The sequence below is a fragment of the Streptomyces sp. NPDC051243 genome (assembly GCF_044455405.1).
Lineage (GTDB): Bacteria > Actinomycetota > Actinomycetes > Streptomycetales > Streptomycetaceae > Streptomyces.
This window is the reverse complement of the sequence record NZ_JBITES010000011.1, coordinates 119758-140424: the sequence shown is the minus strand read 5'-3', so window position 1 is coordinate 140424 and position 20667 is coordinate 119758. Positions and strand designations below refer to the sequence as shown.

The following is a 20667-nucleotide window of genomic DNA, read 5'->3' as shown; positions in this document are numbered from 1 at the left end:
GGGGGTGAGACGGCAGTGGCCGAGCACGCTGAGCTGTCGTCCGGCCGAACTGCAGGGGTACTCCGTCACCACATCGCCGGATCGAGAACCATGCGAATAGGGGGTACTGCGCCGTGCCCCGAAGCGGCTTCTCGTTGGCCAGGAGGACCCCATGGATCCTCCTGGCAATGCTGGCCTGCGTGCTCCTCGCTCCCGGCACAAGCGGGGCGCAGACGCCGAGTGTGCTCGTGACGCAGATCGACGACACCATCACACCGGTCATCGCCGACCACCTGGAGGACGGGCTGCGCGGCGCCGAGCAGAACGGGTACGAGGCACTGCTGGTGGAGATGGACACTCCTGGTGGACTGCTCCAGTCCACCAGGGAGATCGTGCAGGACGTCCTGGCCTCCGACGTTCCGGTCGTCGTGTACGTCACCCCTTCCGGGGCTCGTGCGGCATCGGCAGGCGCATACATAGCGCTGTCCGCCCATGTCGCCGCCATGGCGCCGGGGACGCACATAGGGGCGGGCACGCCGGTGACCGGGCAGGGCGAGAAGGCGAGCGACAAGGTCGTCAACGACGCGGTCGCCTTCGCGGTCTCGATCGCCGAACAGCGGGGGCGCAGCACCGAGTTCGCCCGGGACATGGTCCTCGAGGGCAAGTCGGTTGCCGACCAGGAGGCACTGCGCCTCGATGCCGTCGATCTCGTGGCCCCGTCCCGGGACCAGCTGCTGATCGAGCTGGACGGCCGCAGGGTCGTAGTCGGCTCGGACGGTGCGGAGCATGAGGTGGTACTGAACACCGCACAAGCGCGGATCGTCGAGCACGAACTCGGCTTCTTCGGCGAGCTGCGGCAGTGGCTTGCGAGCCCGGAACTGGCGTACCTCTTCCTTTCCATCGGCACGCTGGCGGTGATCTACGAACTGGCCAGCCCCGGCATGGGCTTCGCCGGTGTCATCGGGGTCGTCCTCCTCGTCCTCGGGTTCGTCGCACTCAGCGTCCTGCCGTTCGACGTCGGCGGGTTGCTGCTCCTGGCCCTTGCTGCCGCCCTGTTCGTGGCAGAGGTGTTCACCCCGGGGATCGGAATCTTCGCCGCCGGAGGAACAGTGGCCCTGCTGTTCGCGGGCGTCTTGCTCTTCCGCGGCGAACTCGGCGTGGATCCCGCCGTGCTGTGGCCGACAGCCCTGGTGGTGGGAGCCGGCTCGGTGCTGGCCGGCCGACTGGCCTGGCGAGCCAGGAAGGCACCGACCACGACCGGGCACGAGGCGCTGCTCGGCCGCGAGGCGGTCGTTCGGAGCGCTGCGGGCGGTACCGGTCAGGTATGGCTCGAAGGCGCCTGGTGGACAGTGCGCGGTCGTGACGACGCCGTGGTCGCCGAGGGGCGACACGTCCGTGTCGTGGACCACGACGGACTGGAACTGATCGTCGAATCCGCCGAGCCCGAGCCTGGGCACGGCACCGAAGAGGAGGACGGACCATGAGCGCGAGCCTCGTCGGCATCATCGCCGGCGCAGTCGTTCTGCTCCTGCTGCTGATGGCGTCGGTGAAGATCGTGCCGGAGTACGAGCGCGGCGTGATCTTCCGTCTGGGCCGGATCATCGGAGCCAAGGGACCGGGGCTGTTCTTCATCATTCCGGTCGTTGACCGGATGGTCCGTGTCTCCCTGCGCACCGTCACGATGGACATCCCACCGCAGGACATCATCACCAAGGACAACGTCACCGTACGGGTCAACGCCGTCACCTACTTCAACGTCGTCGACCCCAACCGCTCCGTCGTCGCCATCGAGGACCACATCAAAGGCACCTCGCAGATCGCCCAGACCACACTGCGCAGCATCCTCGGACAGGTCGACCTCGACGAGCTGCTGATCAACCGGGACGAGATCAACCAACGCCTCCAGCAGATCATCGACGACGTCACCAACCCCTGGGGCGTCAAAGTCACCCTCGTCGAGGTCAAGGACGTCGAACTCCCCGAGGCCATGCGCCGCGCCATGGCTCGCCAGGCCGAGGCCGAGCGCGACCGCCGCGCCAAGGTCATCCACGCCAAGGGCGAGTACGAGGCCGCCCAGACCCTGGCGGACGCCGCGGAACGCATCGAGGGCCACCCCGCGGCCATGCACCTGCGCATCCTCTCGACCATGGCCGAGATCTCCAGCGAGCGGAACTCCACCCTCATCTTCCCCCTCCCGATGGAGGTGCTCCGCCTCGTCGACATGCTCCGGCAGCCCTCGGACGCCGCACAGGGCGGCAGTGCGCGCACTGCCTGACCGTAAAGAGAGGTGATCAGCATGGGCTCTTCCATGGACGACCGACGCGTCCTCGCGGACATGGAGCGATGCCTCTCCCGCGACGACCCCGACCTGGTCACGCTGATCGACACCCTCAACCGGCAGTTCCCGGACAACCAGGACACCGACAGTCGGAACGACGGCGGCGGCGGAGGGCACGACTGGCGCTGGAAGGCAACTGTGGCCTTTGTCGTCGTGCTGGTAGTGGGTCTGATCCTCACGCTCATTTTCAGTGGCTCGCCGTCGGCCGAAGACGATCCGGCCTCGCCGAACGGCCGCGCTCCGGAAGTCTCCTCGGTCTCCCCGGTGCGCCCGGGTCAGTGATCCGGCGATGCCCCGGTAGGCGGCGAGGCGTGCGTGCTCCTGGTCGGTACGCCGCTCAGGAATCGCGCGGTGTTGACCAGGCCGACGAGGCTGAATGCCTGTGGAGTGTTCCCCAGTTGGCGCCAGGCGAGGGGGTCGTACCCCTCGCTGAGCAGGTCCACGTCGTTACGCAGGGACAACAGACGTGCGAAGAGCATGCGGGCCTCGTCGCTTCGCCCGATTCCGTGCAGGGCGTCGGCGAGCCAGAACGTACCGGCCAGGAAAGTGCCTTCGTCCCCGGGCAGCGCGTCGACTCCGCCGTCGGCCTCGGGACGGTAGCGCCGCAGCAGGCCGTCTTCGCACAGCTCATGCTGTACGGCCTCGACCGTGCCCATACGCGGATCCCGCCAGGGCAGGAAGCCGACCCTCGGCAGGAGCAACAGCGCGGCGTCCAGGCCGCGGGAGCCGTAGAACTGGGTGAACGTGGCGCGCTCGGCGTCGTACCCGTGTGCGCATACCTCGGCGTGGATGGTGTCGCGCAGGGCGCGTCAGCGGTCGACCGGACCCGGCAGGCCGTGGCGCAGGACGGTGTCGACGGACCGGTCGGCAGCGGCCCAGGCCATGACCTTGGAGTGCACGAAGTGCCGCCGTGGACCGCGGACCTCCCACAACCCGTTCTCCGGCTCCGCCCAGCGGCCTTCCAGGTGGTCCAGCAGAGCGCGCTGCAAGTCCCCCGCGGCGTCGTGCGGGGCGAGGCCGGCGTCGCGGGCCATGTGCAGGGTGTCGAGGACCTCGCCCCAGACGTCCAGCTGGAGCTGGTCGGCGGCGGCGTTGCCGATGCGTACAGGGGAGGAGCCCTCGTAGCTGGACAGCCAGTCCAGAGTGTGTTCCGGGAGCCGACGGGCGCCGTCGACCGCGTACATGATCTGGAGTTTCGCCGGATCTCCGGCGCCCGCGCGCAGGAGCCACTCCCGCCAGGCCGCTGCTTCGTCGACGACGTAGCCCGTGCCCAGAAGGGCCTGCAGGGTGAAGGCGGCGTCCTGGAGCCAGCAGTAGCGGTAGTCCCAGTTGCGCACGCCGCCGATCCGCTCGGGCAAAGAAGTGGTGGCCGCGGCGAGAACCCCGCCCGTGGGCGCGTAGGTGAGGGCCTTGAGGAGGAGCAGCGAGCGCCGCACACCTCCTGCGGCCACCGGCCCTCGTAGCGGCACCGGGACAGCCACGAGGTCCAGAACGCCTCAGTGTCCGCAGGGGCCTTGTCCGTCACCACGGGCTCCGGACGGGGCTGGTGGGAGGGAGAGTGCGTCAGCACGAAAGGCACGCGTTGTCCGGCGCTCACCGTGAGCTCGGCGATTGTGGTCAGGTCCTCGCCGCGCAGTTCCACGGGGGTGTGCAACCAGAAGGCGTCGGGCCCGGCGATCGCGGCCAGGTCCGGCCCGCTGCGCCGCACCCAGGGCACCAGGTAGCCGTAGTCCAGCCGCAGCCGCAGCTCCATGCGCATGGTCACGCGCCCGGACAGGCCCTCGACCACACGCACGACATCCGCCGCCGGGCCGCGCAACGGCATGCAGTCCACCACTCGTACGTCACCCTCGGCGGTGCGCCATTCGCTCTCCAGGATCAGGGTGTCGTCGCGGTATCGGCGGCGGGCGGCCGGACCGCCGGACGCCGGCGCCAGCAGCCATCGTCCGGCCTCCTCGTCGTCCAGTAAGGCCGCGAAGCAGGCGGGGGAGTCGAAGCGGGGCAGGCAGAGCCAGTCAATGGAGCCGTCGCGGCCGACCAGCGCGGCGGTGTGCAGATCACCCAGCAGGGCGTAGTCCTCGATGGCTGCGGCCATAGGCACTCCCGGTGAGGTCGGGTACTTCCGTGGTACCGGCGGGGCGCGGCTCTGCGTGTGCGCGATCGGAACGGCTGATTGAGCCGAGTTCCCTGTAGAGCGTCCTGCACACGGCAGGGATCGGCGCGGGCGGCGTGCCTGAACGAGGGGTGGTTGACGAGGGACGACGAGCATGGGGTGCCGAATGCTCCCTGCTCCTGCTCGATGGGCTCGTCAGTCGAAGTACGACTCGAGCGTGCCGCGGCGCCGGATGTCCAGCGTCGCGCAATGGAACGAGCCGCCGAAGGGCGCGTAGTGCAGCAAGTCGCAGGGGATCGGCTCGAAGCCCCACCGCTCGAGTGCGCGCAGCATACCGGTGTGGTGGCGCTCAGCGATCACGCGCTTCTCGTCGACCATGAGCACGTTCATGCTGAGCCACTTGCCGCACATCGAGGTGATCCTCAGCATGCGATTGTCGATCGGGTCGGGCTCGGGGGCGACCAGGACGTCCCACGAGTTCAGGACGTCGGGCAGGTGGTCGACGTCGACGTATTCGGGATTGACCAGGACCTTGCCGGGCGCGAGCGGAAGAAATGTCGTGTCGATGTGCATGGGTGTGCGACAGCGGCTATCGATCTCGTGGATGCGATACGCGGGGCCGAGATGACGACGCAGCCACTCGATGCCCATCTGATTCGTCACATTGCTTCGTGTGACGAACAGATCCCGGCCCGCGCGCACGAAGTCTGCGGCATCGAAGACCGGCTCGAACTCGGTGAGGATGTGACGCAGCGGCTCACCGGGCTCAGGCGCACGGAAACCCGGCTCGAACAACGCATCGGTGAGCTGCGGCTTCGGCGCCGCCGTCCATCGGGCGCCGCGCCGGAAGTAGTCCTTGAGGAGCGTGCGGTAGGAGTGCGTCTCGAAGTACCGGCACGGCCATGCCATCGGTGTCTCGATGATCTCGTCGCCGATAACGAGCAGGCTGTCGCGCGGACAGGTGTTGCAGAAGCCGCGCGACGACCACTCGGGAGTGCCGAACCGCTGCCTGTGGTCGACTGCGTCTGGGCGCCTGACCGTGATGCCGAGGGACCGCAGCAGTGAGATGAACTGATCGAGTTCCCGCTGCGCCTGCTCGATGAGCATCCACGGATATTTGAGGCCGCCGGCAAGCCTCAGCAGCCGCCCTGTCCATGGCGGGACGTTGCTCGCCACGGCCGGATGGCGGGAGGGGATCGTCGCGCCGTCGAGGCGCCCGACGATGATCTCCTCCAGGGGATCCCACTCATTGTGCGAGTTGACCGGCGAAGCGAGAGGTTCCGCAGCACCGGCGGCCATTGGAACATCGCTTCGTGCAGCTGTCGTCGAGACGTCGTTCCTCTGTACGGCTGTCATCCTCATCCGCTTTCGCTCACATTAGTTCCTACATGCGGCGATTGCCACATTACGTGACGTGAGCGCCTCGGGCTTGTGCACGTCAAGGAGCAGGACCAGCTCCCGCTGACCTAAAGCCCGCAGCGACGGCAGCAGACCTCAACCGGGGGGCAGCTGAGTAAGTGACCCGTGACCAGTGGCCGGCGGACTGGTGGCCATCGACACAGATACCCCGCCAGTCACTGAGACCGGGCCAGACCAAACGCGATACTCACCGGAGAAGCGGTGGCCAGAACACCGCAGACGACCCTCACGGTCGTCGGCGTCAGCACCCGATTGACCCCGACCCTGTTCGACATGAAGTCGTGGATCCGCCACGCGGCATCGCGATAGTTGAACGCCACTACCAACATGGCGGCAGCGAAGACCAGCCCCCACCCGAACTCTGCCCACGCACTCATCGATTCCCCAACAGAGACCCGACGCTCAGTATCGGTCCTGGCAGTACCCAACCCCCATTGGCGCGCCCTGTCCCAGGTCGAACCCCTGCGTGCCGATCGCTTCCCGACCCGCAGGATGTACGTCCCTTCGGAGGGTGGTCCGGCGCGGGTCGACGCTGTTCCAAGGTATTTCCCTAAGGTTGATCGCAAGAGGGCGGACAGCGGGAGCAGCCTGTGATCTTCTTCCGGCGGACTCGTCTGAAGGCGCGCACGGTGAAACTGAGGATGAGGAGGGCGGCGGAGCGGACCACGTGGGCCCTGGACGAGCGGTCGCCGGTCGGTGAGACCGGTGGGCTGCTGCGCAAGGCTTTCCCCGGTCACTGGTCCTTTTATCTGGGGGAACTGGCCCTCTACAGCTTCGTCGTCCTCATTCTGACAGGTATTTACCTGACGCTGTTCTTCAAGCCGTCCATGACGGAGGTCGTCTACAACGGTTCTTATGCGCCACTGGACGGAATGCGGATGTCGGAGGCGTTCGCCTCCACCCTGGACATCAGCTTCGACGTACGCGGTGGGCTGCTGATGCGCCAGATGCACCACTGGGCAGCCCTCGTGTTCGCGGCGGCGATCGGGGTGCATATGCTGCGGATCTTCTTCACCGGAGCCTTCCGCAAACCCCGCGAGGGAAACTGGGTGATCGGTGTCACGCTGTTCGTGCTCGCCATCGCAGAGGGTTTCGCCGGCTACTCGCTGCCCGATGACCTGCTCTCCGGAACCGGCCTGCGGATCGCGCAGGGCATCATGCTGTCGATCCCGATCGTCGGGACCTATGTCGCGATGTTCGCCTTCGGCGGTGAGTTCCCCGGCGAAGAGATCATCGGCCGACTGTTCGGGCTGCACATTCTGTTGTTGCCGGGTCTGCTCCTTGCCCTGGTGACGATTCATCTGATCCTGGTGTTCTACCTGAAACACACTCAGTGGGCGGGCCTCGGCAAGACCAATCGCAACGTCGTGGGCAAGCCGATGCTCCCTCAGTTCGCCACGTCCTCCAGCGGGCTCTTCTTCATGGTGTTCGGTGTGCTGGCGGTGCTCGGCGGGATCGCTCAGATCAATCCTGTGTGGCTGTACGGGCCTTACCGTCCCGACCTTGTGTCGACCGGCTCGCAGCCCGACTGGTACGTCGGCTTCCTGGAAGGCGCGCTGCGGCTCATCCCGCCATGGGAAACCGCGATCGCCGGGCAGACCCTGATGTGGAACGTCCTCCTGCCGGCCGTAGTGCTACCCGCCGCGCTCTTCGCGGTCCTGTACGCGTATCCCTTCATCGAGGCGTGGGCGACCGGCGACCGGCGTGAGCACCATCTGTGCGACCGGCCACGGGACCGGCCCGTACGTACCGGTTTCGGTGTCGCCGGGATCGTCTTCTACGGGGTGCTGCTCCTGGCCGGCGGCAACGACATCGTGGCACTTACCTTCCGCGTCTCCCTGAACGCGCTGACCTGGGTGCTGCGCGTGGCCGTGATCGTCCTGCCCGTGCTCGCCTTCCTGGTAACCAAGCGGGTCTGTGTGGCGTTGCGGGACGCAGAACACGAACGGCTCACCGAGGGCATGGAGACCGGCGACGTACGGCAGACGATCGAGGGCGGCTACACAGAGAGCCACCGGCCGGTCGAGGCTGAGCAACGCCACGTCCTGGAGCGGGGGAGTCTGCCGGTGGCACCGCCCCGCGAACCTGGCGCTTCCGCGGACAAGCGCACGAGGCTTCGGTCGGTGCTCCACAAGTGGTACACGGCCTCCTCGCACCCCCAACGGCTGCCGGGGGACGCCGAAGAGGAGGCCCCAGTCGAGTCGGCCGCCCAGCGGTCCGTTCAGAGCGGCCGGTCGGCGGACGATTCGCGGGAGTCCTGACGGCCCACGTGCTCGAGGACCATGCCGAGGACACCCAGCGCCAGCATTCCAAGGCCGATCAGCAGCAGCCACAGCCCGAAGACCACACCCAGCGCCGCGATGACGAAGCCGGTCGCGACGATGATCGGCCAAGGGCTGTCAGGCGGAAGGAACTCCACCGGGCCGACACTCGGAGCCACTTCGGCATCCTTGCGGTCCTGAGGTCGGCGTCCACGCCGCCGGTACTGGACGGCGAGGAAGAAGGACACCAGTGACGCCATGACACAGGCCACGATCAAGACGGCGGTTCCGGCAGGTTCGGCTGAGAACCATCCATAGATTCCGGCCGTAGCCGCGAAGAACGCCGCCACGCCGGCGAAGAGTACGGCTTCCGTTTTCATCCGTGGCGCCTCTTCTCTTCCTCCTTGATGTCGGGGCGATGCAGGTCGAAGGCCGGCGACTCGGAGCGGATGCGTGGCAGCGCGACGAAGTTGTGGCGCGGGGGCGGGCAGGAGGTCGCCCACTCCAGTGAACGCCCGTATCCCCAGGGGTCATCCGACTCGATGTTCTTCCCGTACCGTGCAGTTTTCCAGACGTTGTAGAGAAATGGCAGCGTCGAAAGGCCGAGCACGAATGAACCAATGGACGAAACGGTGTTGAGCACAGTGAACCCGTCGGCCGCCAGATAGTCCGCGTAGCGCCGGGGCATTCCCGTTTCCCCGAGCCAGTGATGCACCAGGAACGTCGTATGGAAACCCGCGAAAAGAGTCCAGAATTGAATCTTCCCGAGTCGCTCATCGAGCATTTTCCCGGTGAACTTCGGCCACCAGAAGTAGAACCCGGCGAACATCGCGAAGACGACGGTGCCGAAGAGAACGTAATGCAGGTGAGCGACAATGAAATAGCTGTCGGTGAGATGAAAGTCCAGCGGTGGTGACGCGATGATCACCCCGCTCAGGCCCCCGAGCAGGAAGGAGACCAGAAATCCGACCGCGAAAAGTATCGGTGTCTCGAAGGACAGGGAACCGTTGCGCATAATGCCGATCCAGTTGAAGAACTTCACCCCTGTCGGCACGGCGATCAGGAATGATGCCGCGGCGAAGAACGGCAACAGCACCGCGCCCGTGGCGAACATGTGATGCGCCCACACGACGGCCGACAGCATGGTGATGGCGATCGTGGCGCCGACCAGGCCGAGATAACCGAACACGGGCTTCCGGGAGAATACGGGCAGAACCTCTGTGATGATGCCGAAGAATGGCAGTGCGACGATGTAGACCTCGGGGTGCCCGAAGAACCAGAACAGGTGTTGCCACAGGATCGCTCCACCGTTCGCCGCGTCGTAGATGTGCGAACCGAACTTCCGGTCCGATTCCAGGGCGAGCAGCGCTGCCGTCAGCACGGGGAACGAAGGGAGAACGAGGATGGAGGTGAACAAGATATTCCACGTGAAGATCGGCATCCGGAACATCGTCATTCCCGGCGCACGCAGACACGTGATGGTGGTGATGAAGTTGACCGCTCCCAAGGTGGTGCTGACGCCGGTCACCACCAGACCCATCGTCCACAGGTCGCCACCCACCCCGGGGCTGAACACCGCACTGTTCAGCGGCGCGTAGGCGAACCAGCCGAAAGCCGCGGCCCCGCCCGGCACCAGAAAGCCGCTGACCACCATCAGGCCGCCGAAGAGGAACATCCAGTACGACAGAGCGTTCAGACGGGGGAAGGCCACATCCGGCGCGCCGATCTGCAACGGCATCACGGCGTTAGCGAAACCGGCGAACATCGGTGTCGCGAACAGCAGCATCATGATGGTTCCGTGAACGGTGAACCACTGGTTGTACTGATGGAGGTTCGCCAACTGGAGTCCTGGACGGGCGAGTTCAGCCCGCATCAACAGCGCGAGCACCCCGCCCAATAGGAAGAAGCCGAACGCGGTAACCATGTAGAGGTTGCCGATGACTTTGTGATCAGTAGTCCGCGTCCAGCGCACGAGCACCCGCCCGAGCGGCGGCGCCTGCGGCCGGTGAACCTGTGCGGAGTCTTCAGTCACTTCGGTCACGGCTTCGTCCGGTTTTCACCTGGGCTCACCGGGTGCTCCCTCGCGTCTCTCCGCCTTCTCGCCGCTGTGCCACCGACCCCCTGCGGGAGGTGTGAGTGGATGGGTCAGAATGTCATAGTTCTGTGCCCTTGGCTGGGATGCCCGCCCGGGCGGAGCATGACGGCTGGGGTGCAGCGCTGACAGCACGACCTGCCGGGATTCGAGCCTGTGATGTTCGGTTGCGAGCCGCGAGCCTGGCGAGTGTTGCAGGGGACGTTCCCCCCGTTCGTTCAGGTTTCGTCACTGGAGGGAGGATCACCCGGCACGCAGACCTCACAGGGGCTGGACGAGTGAGGTGGCTGCTGTGCGGGCTACGTTCTCGCTGGGCCGCCTGGCCGGTGTTCGGGTAGGCGTGCACTGGAGTGTCCTTGTCATTTTCGTCGTGATCCTTTTGGGGCTGGCAGGGGGCCGCTTCCCGGAAGATCATCCCGAGAGCGCGGCATGGCAGTACTGGTTCGCCTCATCGGTGACCGCGGCGGTCTTCCTGCTGTCGCTGCTGGCTCATGAGATCAGCCACGCATTGGTGGCCCGTCGCAACGGTGTGCCTGTCGACGACATCACCCTGTGGCTCCTCGGCGGGGTCGCCCGCCTCAAGGGCGAGGCGGCCACCCCAGGGGCAGAACTGCGTATAGCCGGCGTGGGGCCGTTGGTCAGCCTGCTGCTCGGAGGCGTGTTCGCTCTGGCGGCCGGGCTGCTGGACGCGGTGTCCGATGCCGGGCTTGCCGTGGAGGCGCTTGCCTGGCTGGCGGGCATCAACATCCTGCTGGCTGTGTTCAACGCCTTGCCCGCCGCGCCGCTGGACGGCGGTCGGCTGCTGCGCGCGATCGTGTGGTGGAAGACGGGCAGCCCGCTGCGCGCCACCGCCGTGGCCACAGGCGCGGGACGGCTGCTGGGCTGGGTGCTGGTCGGCCTCGGTTTGTACCTCGTCCTCGTCGGGGCCGCCTTCAGTGGCATATGGCTGGTGGTCATCGGATGGTTCGTGCTTGCGATGGCCACGATGGAAGGCGGCCAGGCACGATTGCGTGAACTGCTGGGCGGCATCCCGGTGAGCGACGCGATGACGCCCGATCCGGTAAGCGTCCGGGCCACCACCACAGTCAGTGAGTTCCTCGCAGACCCGACTTTCCGCTTCCGCCACTCGGCCTTCCCCGTCGTCGACGACGGGGACCGCGCGATCGGCCTGGTCACTGTCAAGAGCGCCGACTCGGTCCCGGAGGCGGAGCGCGCGTCCACCGCCGTGTCCCGCGTAATGGTGCCGGTCGACGATCTGCCGACCCCTCACCCCGACGACCCGCTGGCCAGGCTCGTGCCCGAGTTGCAGGTCAGCGCCGCCCACCGCGCCCTCGTCCTGGATGGAAGCCGCCTGGTCGGCATCGTCACCTCCTCGGACATCAGCCGGGTCACTTCCTGGCTGAGTTCCTCGTCCGCCTGGCGGGGCCGGGCCTTGTGAGCGGAACAGGTCCAGGCCGCGGTGCCAGCAGCACGAGGACTGCGGAGCCTATTGCGGTGCCGTGACGACAACCGCGTAGCTGCCCACCCCGATGAGTTGGTCGCCGGGGATCTGCTCTTCGTCGGTCAGCAGGTGGCCGACGCGTCCTGACCGCTCGTCGAATTCGACGTCGAGCACGGTCCCCTTGTTGAGGCCCGTTTCGGTCAGTACGGCTTTTCCGATGGGGTCGTGTGCCGCGTGGGCGTGGTCGCTGGGGTCGATGCTCTTCTCGTTGCGGATACGGCCGGCCTCTTCGACGGCGACAGCGTCCGGGCCGAACGACTGGACGTTGTTCCAGTCCAGGGTGTGGTGTCCGCGGCCTCGGGTGCTCAGGCGCAGCCCGGCGATACGTGCCGGTGATGGTGCGACAGTGCACGCGGAAACCGTCCCGACCGTCTCGGCTGTCGCGAGGTCCATGACGGCCCTGCCCTGGGCCTGAGTGAACAGCATCAGTCGCCCTCCTGCGGGTCGTGCTGGAGACGGTTGCGCAGGCTCTCCGCGGCGGCACCGAAGCCTCCCAGATCACCCGCGCTGTACTGGGCTGTGGCGTCCGGAACGAGCACCCTTTCACCGGAGACGGTGACAGGGCCGGTCACCGGCACAAGGACGCGGCGGTGCTCTGCGTTTTCGATCTCGTAGCCCGCAACCACCGGAGTCCTGCCCATCTCGACGATGGCGTCGGTGACGGTACCCAGCCGTGCGCCGCCGCGGGTCATCACGGCCACCCCCAGCACGTTTCCGCCGCCCGGTTCCTTCGCGGCCGATCGGGCGGCCGTGTCGTCCTCCTCCAGCGTGCTCTCGTCGCGCACCATGACCGCGTGCGCCCCCAGCGCATGGACCTTCTCCCACAGTAGTGCACGATGGAGCGGTCCCGCCAGCAGCCCGCGGCCCGCGAGGGTGAAGCATCGGATGCTGCCCGTCGAGGGGTCGAAGACGAGGTCCTTGACCTGCCCGAGGTCTTCCCCGGCCAAGGTGACCACTGGTTTCTTCGTGATCGCGCTGGCTCGCATGTAGGCGGTCACGGCTTCCGCCCTCCTTCCCGCCGGGGACGACGGCCCTGGGCTATGACACCGCCCGAGCGGCGCCGTGCCTGCAGTGACACGAGTGAAGCGGCGGCAGCCAGGAGGATCGCGAGAGCGATGATGAGCCAGGTCCACCATTCCATCGGCGTGCCCCTTTGCTCGACGAGCTATCGCTCGTATGTCCTCTCTTCAGGGTCGGCCCACCAGTGCTCCGGTGTCGACCTGAAGAGTTCACGGTCGGGCCGGACGGTGCCAGGCATGTGGCCGGAGCGTTCGACGGGAAGGCGCATCGGCGGGCGAGGCGGATACGGCGCTCAGGGGCCGAAGCGGGGGTACATGTAGCCGGGCCCCCAGAACGGGACGTACCCGTAGTGGGTGTAAAGGCGGTCGTAGTACTCGCTCTGATCCACGAGCTCCGGGTCGTACTCGGGAGCGTCTGCCACTTGGTCCCGGGTACGGTCGATGCGGATCTCGTCCTCCGCCACGCCTGCCACGGCGTCGACCGGGATGTAGCTCTTCTTCTCGCCGATGCCGAGAAAACCGCCGTGTTCCAGGAGCAGGAAGCGGACTTTGCGTTCTTCCTCATCGATGATGAGGTCAGCCACCTTGCCCAGTTCGTTCCCGGAGCGGTCGGTCACCTTTCGGCCCCGGATGTCCTCGTCGGCGGAGGGGATCGCATGAGGCGAGTCGGAGAGCCTGGTCAGGACGGGGATGTCGCCGGACTGCATGTGACCTCCCTGAAGTGCCACGATTCGGTCACTGCGGCCGGACGCGTGTGCCCGGCCGTCCGTTCCCTTCCCGGGGTTCCCGTCTCCCTCAGAGGCATGCCTGTGCGGGAGGCGTGGATGACATGCGGTCATTGGCTCACGGCAGCGGATCTGGACGTACCCGTCGTGTGCGGTCAGCGGGCCCCTGAGGGGATGGCCCGCTGATCGGCGAGGGCGATGGCCAGCGCGCCGGCGGCCGTGGGGTGCAGTGGAGCGCGGTCCGCCGGCCCCTGTACGTACGGCTGGTCGCTGCACAGGGCGTGTCCACCGAAGTCCGGCTTCACCGGGGTGAAGCCGGACGTCTCGGCTCCTTGCCGCAGAACGGCGTTGAGCGCGGTCAGTCGTGAGCGCAGCACCTGCACCTTTTGCCGGGTGAGACCTTCGTCGCGCAGGCAGTCGACGTTGGGGCCGAAGGGGTCGTAGTACTCGTTGATCAGGACCGCGGGGTGCTGCGGGAGGTCGGCCAGGTGGCGCAGAAGCCTTCGGTAGTCGAGGGCGAACCGGGCGAGGCGGTTCTGGAAGAACGCGGTGGAGGCCCGGTCGTCACAGGATGGGGAGGCCGCGCAGAGCTTGACCAGGTCCGACCATCGCACATCGTTGGCCCCGACACTGACGAGGACGACGGATGCCTGGGTGGCGAGCTGCGCCTGGGCAAGCTGAGGAGGGGCCACCTGGCTGCCGACGATCTGCACGCCGAGGATGCCGTCGCGGACCGTGGCCCCGGAGCAGGCGAGGTTGAGAGCTCGCCAGTCGTTGGCCCGAGCCAGCAGCCGCGGGTAGGAGTCGGCGCTGCGCCGGCAGGCTCTGTCCAGAGGACTGGGGTCGGGCAGGGGGCGGTTGCCGGTGCCTGCGGCCGTGGAGTCGCCCAGGGCCACCGCCCGCACATCAGTCAGCGGCGGCCCCTCCGCCCTGGGCACCGGGGAAAGGGGGCTGTCGCCGACCAGGTCCTGCAGCGACCGTACGTTGCGCAGTTCGTGAGGCGTGTCCGAGGCCAGCAGATAGAAGCCGACGGCGTTGACGGCGGTCACCAGGGCGATGCCGCCGACCAGCAGGAAGACGGTCCGCCGGCGCGACATGCGGCGCAGGCCCGTCCACGCGGCTAGGGGAAGCAGAACCAGCCCGGCAGCCACCGCTGTTTCCCATGCTCCGTAGCGGACCCAGCCCGATGCCAGCTTGCGGCCCACCTCCAGGGTGAGCCGGTCATGGTCGCCGGAGCGCAGGAGCCGGGCCACCTCGGCGTCCTCGTCGATCTGGGTCAGCTCCAGCCGGGGCCGGATCGGCCCGTCGAAACGCGGCTGCGTGGGAATGCTCTGACCGAACAGATCGAGCTGCCCTGGACCGGACCAACTCCATTCCAGCGGCGTCGCGCCCACCCGCACCGTCTGACCGGCCGCCGACACCGTCTGAAGCGGCGTGATGCGTACCGCCAGCCACACCGCGGCCAACGCCAGAACCGAGAGCCCCAGAACGTATGAGGCGGCGACTGCCACCCGACGCCGTAACCCGCTGGGTTTCCGTGATGCGGGCCGTTGGCTCCTGAACCTCACGGCTCCCACTTCCGTCGGCCTGGAGCGGCGCCAACGACGGCTGCCACGGGTCGCGAACGTGGTGAAGGAGGCAACGCGGACGGTGTGTGCCTCCGCCGTCCGCCCGGGCTGACGAGACGGGAGGTCACGAGAACGACTCCGCCGTGCGCAGCTTTCCGAGATTGCTCATGGTCGGCGGCCGCTGCCTTGCTGGCCTCACTCGTCCGGCGACGGGGAAGTCAGTCCTGGCGCGTCGGTGGCGTCCTCGTCGACGTAGGTGGGGATCTGGGAGTGCACCTGCAGTGCGATCTCGCCCGCTCGTTCGAAGCGCAGGGTGATCCACACGAAGTCCCCGCCGCGGATCTGCTGTCGCAGGTCCCTGAGCAGCAGGTGGGCGCGCCCCTTCTCCAGTTCGACGAGATTCCCGGTGGGCAGTTCGACCGGGCCTCGTACAGTGCCGTTCGCGTTCACGATGTCCACGGACCGTGCGACGGTCGTCTCCGCACCGAGCAGCTTGTCCTCACGCTGGCCCTGGTTGAACAGCCAGAGATAGAAGGGGGCGTCGTCGCCGGGCTTCCACGGGCCGTCGGGGGGTTCGGCGATGTGCGCGTAACGGATCAGGACCGGTCCGACACGGGCGTTGGCGCCCGGCGGGTTGTATCCGTCCTCGGAACTTCCGCATCCGGTCACACCCCACACCGCCGCGACACAGCCCACCACGAGAAAGACGAATGCCCTCCGGCACGGCCCTGATGTCCTTGCCCACACGCCCACGCCACCTCGCTCCCGGAGTTCGGGCAGCACATTGGCCACCCCTGTTACGCATGCCCCGCCTGGTGCTGCGGGCGTCAGTGCTTGGGCCAGACGAGGGACCGACACGGGCACGCGGGTTGTACGCGTATGGAGCGGTGAAGCCGACCACTCGCAATCTGCCCTGGCTGGCTGGCTGGCTGGCTGGCGCGGGCGGGGGTGTCTTCCGATCGCCTGGCGAAGAATCGGCGGTCCAGCAGGGGGACCTGCCTCCCTTCAGGCCGGGCATCCCATACCAGTGCTCTCATCCGTCCGCCGCTGCCGGAACGACGGCGACGGGGCAGCTCGCTGTGTGCAGGACCTCGCTGCTGACCGAGCCGAGGAGTAGCCTGCGCAGGCCCGCGCGGCCGCGTGAGCCGACGACCAGCAAGTCGGCCTGCTCGGACATCTCCGTCAGGTACGTCGCCGGATGCGTCCACTCCAGACGCAGCGCGACCGGTACGCCTGGGTACCGTTCGCTGAGTTCGGCGATCCGTTCCTGGATGATGTGCCGGGCACTGCCCTCGGTCTCGCGCACATGGGGTTCCAGTGCGGTGCCGGTGCGTGGGAGCGGCAGCAGCGCGGGCCGGTGCAGAGCATGCACGACCTGGAGGTGGGCCGACCGCCGGTCGGCCTCCGCGAAAGCGAACTCCGTGGCCTCCGGTGAGTAATGCACGAGGTCGACACCGACGACGATGGGCCGGCCCTGGGCATCTACCGGTCTGCCAGGTCGCATCACGAGGACCGGGCAGTGGGCGTGGGTGGCCACCTGAAGGCTCACCGAGCCGAGAGGCAGGCGTGAGAAGCCGCCGGCCCCGCGATGACCCAGCACCACGAGGGACGCCTCCGTCGATCGCTCAACCAGCGTCCCGGCGGGATCGCCGAAAGGCAGCTCGCCCGCCACGGTCAGGCTGGGGAACGCCGATCGGGCGACTGCCTCGAACCGGTCCACCACCACCCCACCCCGCTGCACAGCAGCCCTCGCCTCGGCGTCCTTCTCAGCCGCCTTCCCGAAAGGTGCGGGCAGTAGGACGGCATGGGCGATGTTCAGAGGCACATTGCGCAGAGCAGCCTGGTGGGCCGCGTACCGGACGAGGGCGTCCTGATCGTCGGCGTCGTCGACACCGACGATGACGGGCCTCGCGTCCACCATCTCGCCTCCCAGTAGATCTCTTAGGGCACAGCTGACCCGAGTCGGCCGTCGAGGGCGTGCGATGCCGCGGGCGGAGCCAGCCCGTATGGCTGGGGCGACTGGCGCTCACCGCCGCCGGGCGCCGAGAGGATCGCCGTGAGTATCAGCCCGACCGCGGCCAGTACGGCCAGCGCAACAGTGACCTTGACTGTCCATGAGCGCCCTTCACCGCCTTCGAGGACCTGACCGGTGACGTCCTCCTCGTCGGCGTGCCCGGTGACCGGGCCCAGGTCCCGGCGGTCGGTGGATCGGTCGTCCCGCCCCGACTCGGTGAACCGCGTGTTGAGGGCATCTATGCGGCGGGCCAGCGCCGGGTCCTCATCGGCCAGACGTTGCTCGATGCGAGCGAACGCGCGCTCATCGTCCTTCGGTGAACTCATGTCGGTCACCTCGGTGTCGAGTGACTGCCGGACCCGCCCGACGGGCGTGACAGGCAACCGCGACGTGCTCGTCTGTCAGTGCTGGGCGGGCGCGACAGCCCGTCGACACCCGCCTTCACGCCAGCCACGGCCGGGTACCCCCGACCAGGCGCACGAAGCGCGCCGGGAGGTTGGGATACGTCAGCCAGCCCCGGACGGGCCTCTTTCCGGTCACGGTGAAGGCGGGTTGAGTGGCGCCGGGCTGCCTCGCACTCCTTGTCGCTGCTGCCGCCGCCACCTGCACGGGTTGGGTCAGCTGCTGCCACGGCCCCTCCCGGTGGCGTTGCGGGAATCGCTCGGCGGTCCCGAAGTGGCCTCACTCGTATCCGCTCCCGGCCGCTCGTCGGAGCCGCCGGACGGGGCGGGACGCAGCACGCTGAGCACCACGGAGACACCCAGGACAATCACGATGACCGCGAGACTGAGGAGCGAGTGAATCTCGGGAATCGCGGTGCTGATGACTTCGTGGGACGCCTGCATGACCAGTTTGACTCCGATGAAGCCAAGAATCAGCGCCAGGCCCTTGCTGAGGTAGTGGAAGCGGTCCATCAGACCGGCGAGCAGGAAGTACAGGGCGCGGAGGCCAAGGATCGCGAAGGCGTTGCTGGTATAGACGATGAAGGCGTCACTGCTGACGCCCAGGACGGCGGGCACGCTGTCAACGGCGAACACCAGGTCGGCGCCTTCCACCGCGGCGACGACGGCGAGCAGCGGGGTGGCGACGAGCTTGCCGCCCTCGCGGACGAAGAAACGGGCGTCCGCGTAGTCGTCGCGAACGGGGATGACCTTGCGAAGGAGGCGTACGGCGAGGCTCTTGCCGGGATCCACACTGTCCTCTTCCTTGGTGAGGATCTTGTACGCGCTGTAGAAGAGGAAGGCGCCGAAGACGAAGAGGACGGCGGTGAAGCGGCTGACCACCGCCACGCCGGCGGCGAGGAAGAGGCCGCGGAAGACGAGGGCACCGAGTACACCGAGGAACAGCACGCGGTGCTGGTACTCGCGAGGCACCTTGAAGTAGCCGAAGATCAGCGCGAAGACGAAGAGGTTGTCCGCCGAGAGGCTCTTCTCCAGCAGCCACGCCGTGGTGTACTCCACGCCGGCGGTGGTGCCCACCACGAGGAAGACGAGAGCACCGAAGACGACGGCCAGGCCCACCCAGACCCCACTCCAGGCGGCGGCCTCCCGCATACCGATGACGTGTGCCCGCCGGTTCGCCAGAAGGTCGACGGCCAGGGCCGTCACAACGGTGACCGCGAAGACGATCCACAGCCACAGCGGTACGTCGTGCACGAGCGCAACCTCTCTGTCAGGATCGGTCGGCGGACCCTTCTCCACATGGGCAGGCGCCAGTCGTCATGGGGCTGGGATTCTGAGGACCTCGTCGTCGTAGTCGACGGTGATCGAGCCATAGTCGCTGAGCACGTCCGAACCCAGCAGCCCCTGAATGCCGCTCCCTCCTCTGGGAGGTCCGAGGTCGACGACCGTGACCTCACCCGGCTCGATGGGTACGTCACCGACCCTCCACTCGTCCACCTCGGCGACGGGAACCTGTCCGGTACCCAGGATCCCGCTCACCGAACGGCGCTCGCCGGTGAGTTCCAGACCTGCCCGGTCGGCGACGTCGTCATCGACGACGCTGGATGAGGCACCGGTGTCCAGAGCGAACATGAACGGGCCCTCGCCTTCGATGCTCACCGGGACGAACGCCAGCGTCTGGTCGCCTTGCTCCACGACCCTGAGTCGTACTTCGCGCACCGCTTCAGGAGAGGTCTGCGCGGCGTCCGGGTCGCCGCGGTCCTCGTACCCGACGCACCCCGCGAGCAGCAGCGCGGCCAGAGGCACGGACACCCGCCGGCTCGAAGGTCGGTGCCTCGTGGCGGGCGGTGTGTCGTCCCGCATGCTCATGCGGCCGGGGTGCCCGCCCAGCCACCCCGCAAACGCCGGTGAACGCCGACTGGAAGGGGATCCGTCGGACGCCTGGTCTTCTCCTCGCCGCGCAGCGCCATCGCGTTGCTTGCCGCCCGCCTCGCGTGGATCTGGGCCGGGCTGCGGTTGTGTGGCCTTTCTCCATCGGCGCCGGTCTGCTCACCCTCGCGTCCGGGGTTCGTTTTCCGGCGCGGCGAACGCGATACCTGTAACGAACAGACGCCGAGTCAGGAGGATGGATGGGCCGGACGACACAGCAGACGGTTGTGGTGACTGGGGCGAGTGCCGGAGTCGGACGGGCGACGGCCGGAATGTTCGCTGCCCGCGGGGCCCGGGTGGCGCTTCTCGCCCGGGGGCGGGCGGGCCTCGACGGTGTCGCGGCCGAGGTATGGGCGGCGGGCGGGCAGGCCCTGCCCGTGGTCACGGACGTGGCGCAACCAGACCAGGTGGAGGAGGCGGCCAGCCGCGTCGAGGAGGAACTCGGCCCGATCGATGTCTGGGTGAACAACGCCTTCACGGCCGTCTTCGGCAGGTTCACCGACCTGTCGCCGGACGAGTTCCTCCAGGCGACGAGGGTGACGTACCTGGGCTATGTGCACGGCACTCGCGCCGCCCTGACCCGCATGCTGCCGCGGAACCGCGGAACCATCGTCCAGGTCGGATCCGCACTCGCCTACCGTGGTGTTCCGCTGCAGAGCGCCTACTGCGGTGCCAAGCACGCGATCCAGGGCTTCACGGAGTCGCTGCGCTGCGAGCTGCTGCACGACAAGTCCGGGGTACGGGTGACGATGGTCCAGCTGCCCGCCGTGAACACCCCGCAGTTCACGTGGCTGCGCACGCACATGCCCCGGCACGCCCAGCCGGTGCCCCCGATCTACCAACCGGAGGTGGCCGCCCTGGCCGTGCTGCGCGCCGCCGACCACCCGGAGCGGCGCGAGTACTGGGTCGGAGCCTCCACGGTGGCGACGCTCCTGGCGAACGCGGTCGTACCGGGGTTACTGGACCGCTATCTCGCGCGCACCGGATTCGGCTCGCAGCAGACAGATTCCTTCCCGCTGCCCAAGGGGCGTGGCAACCTCTGGGAGCCGGCGGACGACAACGCGGACTACGGCACCCACGGCATGTTCAACGATCAGGCGCACGCTGCCAGCCCGCAGCAATGGGCGAGCCGTCATCACATCGGGCGAGCCGTCGCCGTCGCCGGTGCCGCGGGGGCGGGCTACGCCCTCACGCGTTACCTCAAGTCCTGACTGTGATGCGGTGCCAGCCGAGACCGTTGTGGTTACGGCCGAATGCGTGGATCTCCGGTTTGTTGCCGTACGGCCAGGGATACACGAACAGGAAATT

18 protein-coding genes and 1 pseudogene are annotated in these 20667 nt (G+C 67.7%); 6 read left to right on the top strand and 13 right to left on the bottom strand.

The genetic code is table 11. From position 1 onward, the window contains the following. The first annotated feature begins 167 nt into the window (after window positions 1-167). The 3 genes from ACIBAG_RS27810 to ACIBAG_RS27800 are packed head-to-tail and all read left to right on the top strand — an operon-like array spanning window position 168 to window position 2599. Window positions 168-1463: a nodulation protein NfeD gene (locus ACIBAG_RS27810; protein ID WP_399108549.1), complete on the top strand. Its 1296-nt coding sequence runs from the start codon at window positions 168-170 to the stop codon at window positions 1461-1463. Further along, entirely contained in the window at window positions 1460-2254 is a 795-nt protein-coding gene (locus ACIBAG_RS27805) for a slipin family protein (protein WP_399108547.1), read from the top strand. Before ACIBAG_RS27810 ends, ACIBAG_RS27805 begins: the two co-directional genes overlap by 4 nt. A gap of 12 nt (window positions 2255-2266) precedes the next feature. After that, window positions 2267-2599: a hypothetical protein gene (locus ACIBAG_RS27800; RefSeq protein WP_399108546.1), complete on the top strand. Its 333-nt coding sequence runs from the start codon at window positions 2267-2269 to the stop codon at window positions 2597-2599. Here ACIBAG_RS27800 and ACIBAG_RS27795 read toward each other — a convergent pair. Next, window positions 2593-4412: pseudogene (locus tag ACIBAG_RS27795) on the bottom strand (glycoside hydrolase family 15 protein). The gene ACIBAG_RS27800 and the pseudogene ACIBAG_RS27795 overlap by 7 nt on opposite strands. A gap of 213 nt (window positions 4413-4625) precedes the next feature. Continuing rightward, on the bottom strand, window positions 4626-5729 hold the full coding sequence (locus ACIBAG_RS27790) for an amidinotransferase (protein ID WP_399108544.1): 1104 nt from the start codon (window positions 5727-5729) through the stop codon (window positions 4626-4628). A gap of 761 nt (window positions 5730-6490) precedes the next feature. On the opposite strand from ACIBAG_RS27790, the gene ACIBAG_RS27785 reads away from it, so the two are divergent. Next, window positions 6491-8110 carry a cytochrome bc complex cytochrome b subunit gene (locus tag ACIBAG_RS27785; RefSeq protein ID WP_399108939.1) on the top strand — a complete coding sequence of 540 codons (1620 nt, stop codon included), beginning with the start codon at window positions 6491-6493 and terminating at the stop codon, window positions 8108-8110. On the opposite strand, the gene ACIBAG_RS27780 is transcribed toward ACIBAG_RS27785, so the two are convergent. Continuing rightward, window positions 8071-8490, bottom strand: coding sequence for a cytochrome c oxidase subunit 4 (locus ACIBAG_RS27780; RefSeq protein ID WP_399108542.1), 420 nt, complete (start codon window positions 8488-8490; stop codon window positions 8071-8073). The genes ACIBAG_RS27785 and ACIBAG_RS27780 overlap by 40 nt on opposite strands. Beyond that, window positions 8487-10142 (bottom strand): cytochrome c oxidase subunit I, encoded by a 1656-nt coding sequence (ctaD, locus tag ACIBAG_RS27775; protein ID WP_399108936.1) that lies wholly within the window; start codon window positions 10140-10142, stop codon window positions 8487-8489. Before ctaD ends, ACIBAG_RS27780 begins: the two co-directional genes overlap by 4 nt. A 352-nt stretch (window positions 10143-10494) precedes the next feature. Between ctaD and ACIBAG_RS27770 the strand changes: the two genes are divergently transcribed. Further along, window positions 10495-11640, top strand: coding sequence for a site-2 protease family protein (locus ACIBAG_RS27770; RefSeq protein WP_399108540.1), 1146 nt, complete (start codon window positions 10495-10497; stop codon window positions 11638-11640). A 48-nt stretch (window positions 11641-11688) separates the two neighbouring features. Here the strand turns inward: ACIBAG_RS27770 and ACIBAG_RS27765 are convergent, their stop codons facing one another. The 9 genes from ACIBAG_RS27765 to ACIBAG_RS27725 form a co-directional block, all read right to left on the bottom strand. After that, window positions 11689-12129, bottom strand: a complete 441-nt coding sequence (locus ACIBAG_RS27765; RefSeq protein WP_399108538.1) for a PRC-barrel domain-containing protein — start codon at window positions 12127-12129, stop codon at window positions 11689-11691. Further along, entirely contained in the window at window positions 12129-12701 is a 573-nt protein-coding gene (locus ACIBAG_RS27760; RefSeq protein ID WP_399108537.1) for a PRC-barrel domain-containing protein, read from the bottom strand. Before ACIBAG_RS27760 ends, ACIBAG_RS27765 begins: the two co-directional genes overlap by 1 nt. Before the next feature lie 314 nt (window positions 12702-13015). After that, window positions 13016-13429, bottom strand: a complete 414-nt coding sequence (locus tag ACIBAG_RS27755; protein ID WP_399108535.1) for a PRC-barrel domain-containing protein — start codon at window positions 13427-13429, stop codon at window positions 13016-13018. 173 nt (window positions 13430-13602) lie between these two features. Beyond that, window positions 13603-14958, bottom strand: coding sequence for an SGNH/GDSL hydrolase family protein (locus ACIBAG_RS27750; protein ID WP_399108533.1), 1356 nt, complete (start codon window positions 14956-14958; stop codon window positions 13603-13605). A 252-nt stretch (window positions 14959-15210) separates the two neighbouring features. Then, window positions 15211-15684 (bottom strand): copper chaperone PCu(A)C, encoded by a 474-nt coding sequence (locus ACIBAG_RS27745; RefSeq protein WP_399108531.1) that lies wholly within the window; start codon window positions 15682-15684, stop codon window positions 15211-15213. A 364-nt stretch (window positions 15685-16048) separates the two neighbouring features. After that, window positions 16049-16936, bottom strand: coding sequence for a universal stress protein (locus ACIBAG_RS27740; RefSeq protein WP_399108529.1), 888 nt, complete (start codon window positions 16934-16936; stop codon window positions 16049-16051). A gap of 20 nt (window positions 16937-16956) precedes the next feature. After that, entirely contained in the window at window positions 16957-17355 is a 399-nt protein-coding gene (locus tag ACIBAG_RS27735; RefSeq protein ID WP_399108527.1) for a hypothetical protein, read from the bottom strand. A 291-nt stretch (window positions 17356-17646) separates the two neighbouring features. Beyond that, window positions 17647-18684: a TerC family protein gene (locus tag ACIBAG_RS27730; RefSeq protein WP_399108526.1), complete on the bottom strand. Its 1038-nt coding sequence runs from the start codon at window positions 18682-18684 to the stop codon at window positions 17647-17649. Window positions 18685-18747: 63 nt separating this feature from the next. Then, complete coding sequence (locus ACIBAG_RS27725; protein ID WP_399108524.1) at window positions 18748-19236, bottom strand: aspartyl protease family protein; 489 nt, start codon at window positions 19234-19236, stop codon at window positions 18748-18750. Window positions 19237-19559: 323 nt separating this feature from the next. Between ACIBAG_RS27725 and ACIBAG_RS27720 the strand changes: the two genes are divergently transcribed. After that, a complete protein-coding gene (locus tag ACIBAG_RS27720; RefSeq protein ID WP_399108522.1) occupies window positions 19560-20570 on the top strand; it encodes an SDR family oxidoreductase in 1011 nt (336 codons plus the stop codon). Window positions 20571-20667: the final 97 nt, after the last annotated feature.